Source organism: Wolbachia endosymbiont of Drosophila leontia (assembly GCF_028981785.1).
Taxonomy (GTDB): domain Bacteria; phylum Pseudomonadota; class Alphaproteobacteria; order Rickettsiales; family Anaplasmataceae; genus Wolbachia; species Wolbachia pipientis.
This window is the reverse complement of the sequence record NZ_JAPQLK010000037.1, coordinates 1-9,149: the sequence shown is the minus strand read 5'-3', so window position 1 is coordinate 9,149 and position 9,149 is coordinate 1. Positions and strand designations below refer to the sequence as shown.

The 9,149-nt window shown below is 35.0% G+C and carries 8 protein-coding genes and 2 pseudogenes; 5 read left to right on the top strand and 5 right to left on the bottom strand.

Annotated features, from left to right (window positions below; all coding sequences use genetic code 11):
• Positions 1 to 96 precede the first annotated feature (96 nt).
• The 3 genes and pseudogenes from OZD63_RS06220 to OZD63_RS01130 form a co-directional block, all read right to left on the bottom strand.
• Positions 97 to 1,077, bottom strand: a pseudogene (locus tag OZD63_RS06220) (IS3 family transposase).
• A gap of 209 nt (positions 1,078 to 1,286) precedes the next feature.
• Positions 1,287 to 2,216 carry an AEC family transporter gene (locus OZD63_RS01135; protein WP_274979720.1) on the bottom strand — a complete coding sequence of 310 codons (930 nt, stop codon included), beginning with the start codon at positions 2,214 to 2,216 and terminating at the stop codon, positions 1,287 to 1,289.
• A 266-nt stretch (positions 2,217 to 2,482) separates the two neighbouring features.
• Complete coding sequence (locus OZD63_RS01130; RefSeq protein WP_275007884.1) at positions 2,483 to 3,040, bottom strand: GNAT family N-acetyltransferase; 558 nt, start codon at positions 3,038 to 3,040, stop codon at positions 2,483 to 2,485.
• Between the two features lie 16 nt (positions 3,041 to 3,056).
• Between OZD63_RS01130 and OZD63_RS01125 the strand changes: the two genes are divergently transcribed.
• On the top strand, positions 3,057 to 4,220 hold the full coding sequence (locus tag OZD63_RS01125; RefSeq protein ID WP_274979718.1) for a multidrug effflux MFS transporter: 1,164 nt from the start codon (positions 3,057 to 3,059) through the stop codon (positions 4,218 to 4,220).
• Positions 4,221 to 4,247: 27 nt separating this feature from the next.
• On the opposite strand, the gene prfA is transcribed toward OZD63_RS01125, so the two are convergent.
• Positions 4,248 to 5,327, bottom strand: a complete 1,080-nt coding sequence (prfA, locus tag OZD63_RS01120; protein WP_007548640.1) for a peptide chain release factor 1 — start codon at positions 5,325 to 5,327, stop codon at positions 4,248 to 4,250.
• Between the two features lie 98 nt (positions 5,328 to 5,425).
• On the opposite strand from prfA, the gene yihA reads away from it, so the two are divergent.
• The 4 genes from yihA (at position 5,426) to OZD63_RS01100 (ending at position 8,518) form a co-directional block, all read left to right on the top strand.
• A complete protein-coding gene (gene yihA, locus OZD63_RS01115) occupies positions 5,426 to 6,019 on the top strand; it encodes a ribosome biogenesis GTP-binding protein YihA/YsxC (protein WP_275007882.1) in 594 nt (197 codons plus the stop codon).
• 4 nt (positions 6,020 to 6,023) lie between these two features.
• Positions 6,024 to 6,935 (top strand): acetylglutamate kinase, encoded by a 912-nt coding sequence (gene argB / locus OZD63_RS01110; RefSeq protein WP_338062911.1) that lies wholly within the window; start codon positions 6,024 to 6,026, stop codon positions 6,933 to 6,935.
• A gap of 422 nt (positions 6,936 to 7,357) precedes the next feature.
• Positions 7,358 to 7,819 (top strand): dUTP diphosphatase, encoded by a 462-nt coding sequence (gene dut / locus OZD63_RS01105; protein ID WP_006279458.1) that lies wholly within the window; start codon positions 7,358 to 7,360, stop codon positions 7,817 to 7,819.
• Between the two features lie 78 nt (positions 7,820 to 7,897).
• Positions 7,898 to 8,518, top strand: coding sequence for a hypothetical protein (locus tag OZD63_RS01100; RefSeq protein ID WP_275007878.1), 621 nt, complete (start codon positions 7,898 to 7,900; stop codon positions 8,516 to 8,518).
• A 110-nt stretch (positions 8,519 to 8,628) separates the two neighbouring features.
• Here the strand turns inward: OZD63_RS01100 and OZD63_RS01095 are convergent.
• Positions 8,629 to 9,149 (bottom strand): annotated as a pseudogene (locus tag OZD63_RS01095) (IS4-like element ISWosp8 family transposase); the annotation flags it as partial.

Genomic DNA, 9,149 nt, shown 5'->3' with positions numbered 1-9,149 from the left:
TGACCTTACCCAGAAAAAGTAGAGAGAAAGTTAAGACGTTTTTATCATGAGAATAAATTGTGCAGGAATGCAATAGTTAATAGTAGAATGTCTACGTTATTTGTTATAAAAGATTTCTATGTATTCAAATATGGCAGTTCTGGTTTGTTGAGCGAGAAGTATCAATAAGCAGCTCCCTTTTAAGTGAACTTTTCTGCAACAGAGTTATCGTAACAACAGCCCTTATGGCTCATGCTGGAAATGATGTTTTTTGTATTCAATAGAAATTGGTAATTTTGAGAGGTATACTGTGACCCTTGATCGCTATGTAACAGCAGATTTTTATCGGGTTTGCGTTTATCAACGGCCATCAATAAAGAATCTATAACTAATTATCATGTTACTCATTAACCACCATGCGTGAATATAGGTCAATTATTGCCGCCAACAACCTTCTTTAGTTTTTATGTAGGTAATCCCAAACTTTATTTGGCTGATCAGTAGTAAAATTTTGATCCAATGTGTTCGGAGCCACAACTCGGTTGCTTATTTGCTGTTTTTTATTTTTGAACCTTCGTCTAAGCTTGGTTTTAATGCCATTTTCTTGCATAACACTTTGTACTGTTTTAATTTTTGCCTAAAGCTTTTAATTCAGCGTGAATTTTAGGAGCTCCATATCTGCATTTAGAAGCTTGATGTATTTTTTGAATATCTGCTAGAAGCCCTTCTTTTGCTAATTCTTTACTGCTTTTTTCCTTAGCAACCAATACCACCAGTACAAAACCCTACATAGTTCCTGTGTTTTATAGCAATTTCTATATAAAAGAATACTTTACTCTTTTTCTTTGCCCAGGGCTTTTTTTAAAATGTCTCTTTCTCTTGTTAGTTCTTTTTTTAGATCAAATCTTTCTTTGTCATAAGGAGCCTTTGCCTGGAAATGCGTATGCTCCAGACATTTTTCCATCATATTTTCTTACTTAACATACTACCATCTATACCTAGATCTTTTGCTATTTTTGTACTTGCTTGACCTGTTTCTTTAACCAGCTTAACAGCTTCTAATTTGAATTCTGCCGTATATTCTCTTCTATTTGTCATATTTTGAAAAAACGTTTTATTTTACTCCAAAAACGTCTTAACTTTCTCTCTACTTTTTCTGGGTAAGGTCAATTTACCGCCGCGGCGCTAACTAGTAGCGGGATGACGGGTTACCAAATTGTAGAAGTTGCTTTAGCTATAAATTCAAGTTTTATCAATGTTTTGTGTTGTTACCCAAATAATGGTTGTGCAAGCGCTTAATTTTTTGATCAAAAAGGAACAAGTTTAGTAAAAAATAATGATATTATTAGTGGAACATAAAACAGTCCCACTGCAGTACTGATTAGAAGCAACAGAGTAGCTTTATCTGGTTGATAATTCAAAATATTAGCAAGTATTATACTGGACCCAGAAACTGGAATAATAGCCAGCAACATCAGTGCTTTATATATGCTCTCATCGTATATACCTATAACATGCTTGTCTAAAAGGACAATTCCTAAAACAAACAGTGGCCAGAATACGTACTTTGCTGTAATAGTGATCAAAGCAAGCTTCCAATCTATTTTAAAGCTTGCAATATTCGCAGTGCTCACTCCAAGTAGCACCATTCCTAATGTGACAAATGTACTTCTAATATTCATCATAACATCTGTTAAAAAAGTAGGTATTTGTATATCGTATATACTTAAAAAGAAGCCCAGAACCATCGCATAAAGCGAAGGAAGTTTGAACAACTTTAATATGCATTCTTTTGCGGTATAAATACCATTTGCAGCTATGTAAAATCCTAAGCTGTTTTCAAATAGCGCCATTCCTATATAACAAACAACATATACAGATACTGAATCTTCATCAAATAAAGCCATGGCAATCGGCAGGCCAAAATAACCCATACTTGTGCTGCCCGAGCTAAATGCTAATATGTTTCTTGTGTTATCCTTAAATAAAAAAGAAGAAAGATAATACACTGATAAGGACATAGTGCTACCTATAAACCATATCAAAATCGGCAGAGAAATTACTTTTAAGTTAACTTCTGTATGAGAGACTCCATATAAAATCACTATTGGATTAGCTATATAAAAAAGTATTTGAGATATAGTGTTTCTATCAATTTTAAGATATTTTCCTGCTAAGTAACCAATAAATATTGTAATATAAATAGGTAATATTTTGAGAAAAAGAGTAAGGAACATACTAGCCTATTGTAATATTTTTGATTGATAAAGTGACATTAGATCTTAAGGTATTGTAAAAGTAAACAAAATTTATTTTCCAATTTATCCAGCTCATAGTTAATTAAATTAGTGCCAAAATTTGTTTTTACATAGGACTTAAGGATGACATTTTTATGATAAAATTATGTTAAGTTTCTATAAAGCTTCTTGCATATTTTTGAATAATGACATATTTACTAAAAATTAAACTGCTTGTAGCAATTTAGACGGGCTGTTAAAAACACTCATCTTGCATGGTTCTCAGGAATTCTTGCCTTGATCATTAAGATTGTACCATTGCTTTCCCTAATTTTTTTAAATCCAACTTTTTCGTAAACACGGATTGCACGAACATTTGCTGTATCTGGGTCAACAAAAGCATTTTCAGAAACTTTAAAGACAAATTCGTTTAAAAATATATTCAAAGCTTGTGGACCAATGCCTTTGCCCACATAATCCAGCTCTCCGATATACCAGTCTATAGCAGCACAGCTTTCTGGAAGCTCAGAAGTATCGTAGCCCTGCTCAGGTGGAAAATCATGTTTGTTATAGTATTGAATATAACCAATATCAACTCCGTCACAATTAATAATGAATGCATGCATTGGTTTTTCAATAATTTGTGTCTCAAGTTTTAAACGTTTGAATCCTTTGACATAATTGCTATATTTTTTCTCAATTAACTCTGGTGTCCAATTTATATCCGCATCCCACCATAGCTTTACGTGAGGTGTTTCTAACCATTTTAATAACAGTAAAAAATGTTCTTCTTTCAACGCTTTAAATGTGATATTTTTATTCATTAATTGAAAATCTCAAATGTTACTACCATTTCTGTTAATCCTGTCTCTAATTGCTAAGTTCATTGAAATTGATATTTCCGTACCTAGTTTTCCTGATATGGTACACTATTTTAACGTATCAGAAGGAACAATTCAATTAACTATTGCTTATAATTTCCTAGGCTTTTGCATAGGAGGGTTGTTTTTCGGTCCATTGTCTGAATGCTATGGCAGAAGGAGAATTATGATCATAGGCAACACTTTACTACTCGTCGGCGCTGTTGGTTGTATTTTTGCACCGTCGATTTTTTGGCTTTTAATCTCTCGCTTTGTTCAGGGCATTGGTGTCAGCACATCTGTAGTTGTGTTTGCAATCGTTGCAGACAGCTATAAAGGTGACGAAGCGGTGAAATTTATTGGAATCATGAATTCTGTTCTTACAGTTGTCATGGCAATTGCGCCAGTGTTAGGCAGTTTCATCAATGAAATTGTAGGATGGCGTGGTAATTATGCAACTGTTGCAATACTTTGTTTAATCTCTTGGGTTTTGCTGCTTTTAGCGTTACCAGAAACAAAAAAGGACCGCAATATTTTCAGTTTGAAAAAAACGATGAAAGATTACAGAAAACTACTATCTAATCCGAGGTTTGTTACGTTGTCTTTGATGTCAAGCCTCTTTTCTGCTGCGTATATGTCATTCATTACTTGTGGACCTTTTCTGTATATGAAGACTTTTGGTTTATCTAGCACTATTTATGCACTACATCAAGGTGCAATAGTTGGGTGCTTCTCACTCATTAGTCTATTTGCTGGCAAAATCTTGCAGAAACTTGGAGAAATATGGTGTGTAATTTCTGGCACGAGCGTGGGTGCTATTGGGTCTCTATTGCTTGTAATATTCAGTATAATTGTACCCCACTCTTTCTACTTAGTAACATTGTCTATGATTATTTTTTCTATCGGTTGTGCAATTTGCCAGCCAGTGATTTTTAATGCATCAATAAATGTTTTCCCTAAAATTAAAGGTACGGCTTCTTCTGCACTCTCGTTCATTAGAGCTTTTATCATGGCTATTTTTATCGGCTTAACAAGCTACATTTACAATGGTCAAACAATTAGTGTATCTCTTCTTGTGCTATCTGCGATAGTACTAGAACTTGTTTTTACTGTCTATCTATTGCGTTTAAAAGATCCTATGTAATTAATAAAGATATTCCATTGTAGGCTGCTAACTTTCCCCTGCCAATCTTTCTGCTTCATTACGTGAAATTAATGCTTCAATAAATTCATCTAGTTCACCTTCTTTTATAATCTGCTCTAGCCGATGTGAAGTTAGATTAATTCTGTGGTCTGTTATTCTTGATTGCGGAAAGTTATATGTTCTTATGCGCTCGGAACGATCCCCAGAGCCAATCTGACTTTTCCTCATTGTTGACCTTTCCATTTCTTTTTTTTGTCTTTCAATTTCGTATAGCCTTGCCCTCAATACTTTGAGCGCTTTAGCTTTATTTTTATGCTGCGATTTTTCATCTTGCTGTATCACAACTATCCCTGTTGGCAAGTGGGTGACCCTTACTGCGCTGTCAGTTGTATTCACTGATTGCCCTCCAGGACCACTGGATCTATAAACATCTATTCGTAAGTCTTTTTCTTCTATTTTAAAGTCAACTTCTTCTACTTCAGGTAATATCGCAACAGTAGCGGCAGAGGTATGCAACCTTCCTGAGGATTCAGTTTCTGGCACTCTCTGTACTCTGTGCACCCCTGATTCAAATTTCAACCTTGCAAAAACTTCTGTTCCATTAATGAGTGCAGAAGCTTCCTTATAGCCACCTATACCTGTATTAGAAATGCTTATTGGCTCGAACTTCCAATTTCTTCTTTCTGCATATTTTTGATACATACGAAATAACATTGCTGCAAATAATGCTGCTTCTTCTCCGCCTGTACCTGCTCTAATTTCTAATATTGCATTTCTTGAGTCATCTTCATCTTTGGGCAATAATGCTAACTTTAATTTTGCTTTTATTTTTGGTAATAATACCTTGTGCTTTTCGAAAAATTCTTCTTTTGCTAACTCTTTTATATCACCTTCGCTGTTTTCATCTTTCATTATTTCTTCTAAGTCTGAAATTTCCTCTTTCAGCGTGTTATATTCATCAATTATCTTGATTATTGGCCTGAGCTCAGAGTATTCCTTTGAAAGGGTAATGAATTCTTTTTGACTTAAATTGGTAGGATTTTCCAAATTCCTCTCTATATCATTAAATTTTTTCTTTAAGTCTTGTAAATTATTTTCCATATCCATATAGCACAGATCTAGCTAAGTAATATATACTGAAATAAAAAATTTCTTATATCAAGCAATAACACTATAATATACCTACTACCTTCTAGTTGAATATAATGGCAAAACAGATAACATCAAACTGCAATTTCATATTTGGAGCTTCGGACATAAAATCATTACCAAATGAGTCGGCTCCAGAGGTTGCGTTTGCTGGTAGATCAAATGTAGGAAAATCCAGTCTGATCAACTTACTGATAAACAGCAAAAAAGCTGCCAGAGTTTCCTCTAAACCTGGATGCACTAGACAAATAAATTTTTACTCTATGTACAATGATAAGTTCAGACTTGTTGACCTACCAGGGTATGGCTACTCTCATGCAGGCAAGGAGGAAATTATACAATATTTAAACTTAATTGAGTATTATCTAATTCAAAGAAGAAATCTAAGAAGAGTGTTTGTGTTGATAGATAGCAAGGTAGGATTAAAAGAAATAGACAAAGACTTCATTTATTGGTTAATATATAATAACGTTAACTTTAACATTGTGCTAACAAAAATAGATAAAGTAAGTCAAAAAAGCTTAGGTGCTGTTATAGAAGATATTCAAAAATGGATTAATAATGAGAATGTGTCAATTCATCAAATGAGCATCCGTGTTAAGCATAAAATAACCAAGGTAAGAGATGAGTTTTTCAAGTTTACAAGATAAAAAAATGAAGAGTAGTGAATTTTTAAAGGGTGAGGTATCATTTGAACAAAAAGCAGAAATATTACTTGAAGTGCTATCTAACATACCTAGCTTTGTAGGCGAGACTTTTGTCATTAAATGCGGTGGTACGATAATCTTAGATGAAACACTATTTAATACTTTTGTGCATAATGTTGTCTTGTTGAAGCAGCTTGGTATAAATCCGGTAATAATTCATGACGGAGAATATGAAATTAACTCGGGGTTAAAAATGCTGGGTATGGACAGTAAGTTTGTGAATGGTATCAGACTTACAGACAAAGACACTATGAAAATCATTGAAATGGCACTGTGTGGTTCAGTTAATAAAAAAATTGTTCAGTATATAAATTCTGCTGGTGGTTCAGCTATTGGATTATGTGGAAAAGATGGTCACTTAATTAAAGCCGAAAAAATAACCGCTACGCTTAGAGAAGATAGATCAAATAATATCGAAAAGATATTAGACATGGGGTTCATCGGTAGACCCACTGAAATCAATCCTGATATATTATTTTTTATTGAAGAATCAGATTTTATACCAGTTATTGCACCAATTGGTCATGGAAAAGATGGGGAAACGTATCATATTGATGCCGATAGCACTGCAAGCGCAATTGCAATTGCAGTTTCTGCATCTAGAATGATAATCTTGAGTGACACAGATAAAGAAATAGATAAAATTGGTGGCAGGAAGATATCTGTTAAAAATTTAAATGCATCGATTGATTGTGGGAAAATTAAAGGGGAAAAATTTATTGAAAGGCTTATGGCATACGTTAAAATGGCGGAGGAATGTGCTGGAGTTGTTCACATAGTTGATGGTAGAATACCTAACATTATGCTTGATTTATTTACTGAGAATAATTCAAGCATATCGATTGTGAGTGATTTATAGCTATACTGCTTACAACTACACGAATACCAAGAGGGTGTCATTCAAGTAGCTGACACTGGAATGACAGCAATCTACGTCATACCGCGATTCATTCGCGGTATCTCTAGATCCCGCTAACAAGTAGCGGGATGACGGTTGTCAGGGTGTCATCCCAGCGCCCTTATGATGTCATCCCAGTGCCCAGACACTGGGATCCAGAAGACTTAATTTCAACCAAGTGGCTGCATAATAAGGGCTAGATTCCAGACTGGAATAACATCATAGGGGCACTGGGATGACAAAAAAAGGAGCACTGAACTTGTCAAGGAATTTTATGGCCTAGCGTCACGCGCTGGAATGACATCATTTACGATGTAACATTTATCACTTTTGCAGATACAATTTACATGCTATAACTGAGTCTTCATAGATGGTAAATTGGAGTGCAAAGAAGTAAAATTAAAGTAGAAATAAAAAGATTATCACACGGAGAAGACTTGTCTCTTCCATGTTATGCAACTACGCAGAGTGCTGGCATGGATCTTTATGCTGCATTGAATGATTCTGCTGTTTTAAATCCACTTGAAAGATTACTTGTTCCAACTGGAATTGTGATTGCAATACCAAACGGTTTTGAGGGGCAAATCCGCCCACGTTCTGGTCTTGCTGCAAAACATGGAATCACTGTCTTAAATTCTCCGGGCACTATAGACTCTGATTATCGAGGTGAAGTTAAAATTTGTCTAATTAATCTAAGTAATCAGCCATACGAAATAAAAAGAGGAGATAGAATCGCACAAATCCTTATCTCTCCTGTATCTCAGGTAATTTGGGATGACAGAGAAGAATTCTGCGCAGAAGAAACCGGTCGCAATGCAGGGGGCTTTGGCTCAAGCGGCAGGTAGCTTACGAAAAAGCTTGACTATGACAGTTCTTCTGTACACAATTTAAGCATATTAATATTTTATTAAATGAAGTCGTTTATGCTAACTTTCAAAAGTCATTGTGGCCAGCCCCACAAAGCAAACACTGTATTTGTTGCATTTACTGCTATATACGTTATGGGTGGATTAGCAATACTTTCAACACCGCTTTGGAGGCCTTCAACTTGCAAGCTAGCAGCTTTTGCAGCTACACCACTTGGAATGGGCGTTTTAGCATTTGTTGCTGCTGCGCTGACTTATTTAGCAATATATGCTATCAGCAAAAATAACGAAATATCTGAGTTGAAAGCTCTGAAGGTTATTAAGGATGGGTTGCTAGTAACAAAAGACGCATTTAGGGAAATTGCGAGGAATAACCAAGTTAAAGATGAAGAAGGTAAGGTAGAAAAGGATAAATGTTATATAGACTTCAGCTTAGAAGGCAAGAACTACCGTATTATTGTTGATATTGATCAGCTTACCAAGACGCTAGGCAATACTTTACTCTTCAAGATAGATTCACTAAAGGAGAAAAACGATGAAGGTAAGTTCGAGGCAGTAAATGAAACAAAGTGGAGTAAAACATTAGGTTTAGACAAAGATGGTGCTAAAGAGGTTAACACTTATTTAGGCTCAGTTATTGCTAAACAAGTTGCTCAAGAGAAGAGACTAGACAGCTAAGTATAAAAGAGGTAGATCAAGTCCGCCTCTTTGTTTTTTTAGTGTCGGTTACTCAAATTCATTATGGGAATGTATCCGTTCAGCCAATGGCGTCAACTTAAGAGCTTTCATTAGCAAACTCTCCTAAAGACATGATGGCGTTTAGGCTTATCTACCTTATCGCGGCTATACAATCGTCCTGGTCGGATTTTAACTTTAGCGCGTATACTTAAAAAGGGCTTGAAAGTTTTTTGGCGCAATAAGTACCTGATAGAGTTTCTGCCTCATTACACCAAATAAAACTGAAAAATTTAAACGATACTCAGCAATTTGATCTGGATTCCAAGGCCCTTGTGCATCACACATATGAAGCGACAATATATTACACATGACTAAGTTTGCCCAAAATTCTTGTAATACAGCCTCTAAATTTACGCCAGAAAAATTCTCTAATTCTGCACCTATTTTGAGTCGTTTATAGCACTCCTCTATATGCCACCTTAACACATAAGCTTTGCTGATATCTTCCAAAATAAATTTTACTCGGTCAAAAAGTGAAGTAATCAATACCTCTGTTTCTCCGTTGGCTAATGTCAGCACTATAACTCTTACTTTCTGTCCTTTCATTTTATTTTTTAGCTTTTCATTTTCT

What these genes read in the sequence shown, in the direction of transcription:
- prfA (WP_007548640.1), bottom strand. Translation starts at nt 5,327, where the DNA reads ATGGATATGGAAAATAATTTACAAGACTTAAAGAAAAAATTTAATGAT.
- OZD63_RS01100 (WP_275007878.1), top strand. Translation starts at nt 7,898, where the DNA reads ATGCTAACTTTCAAAAGTCATTGTGGCCAGCCCCACAAAGCAAACACT.
- argB (WP_338062911.1), top strand. Translation starts at nt 6,024, where the DNA reads ATGAAGAGTAGTGAATTTTTAAAGGGTGAGGTATCATTTGAACAAAAA.
- OZD63_RS01135 (WP_274979720.1), bottom strand. Translation starts at nt 2,216, where the DNA reads ATGTTCCTTACTCTTTTTCTCAAAATATTACCTATTTATATTACAATA.
- yihA (WP_275007882.1), top strand. Translation starts at nt 5,426, where the DNA reads ATGGCAAAACAGATAACATCAAACTGCAATTTCATATTTGGAGCTTCG.
- OZD63_RS01130 (WP_275007884.1), bottom strand. Translation starts at nt 3,040, where the DNA reads ATGAATAAAAATATCACATTTAAAGCGTTGAAAGAAGAACATTTTTTA.
- OZD63_RS01125 (WP_274979718.1), top strand. Translation starts at nt 3,057, where the DNA reads ATGTTACTACCATTTCTGTTAATCCTGTCTCTAATTGCTAAGTTCATT.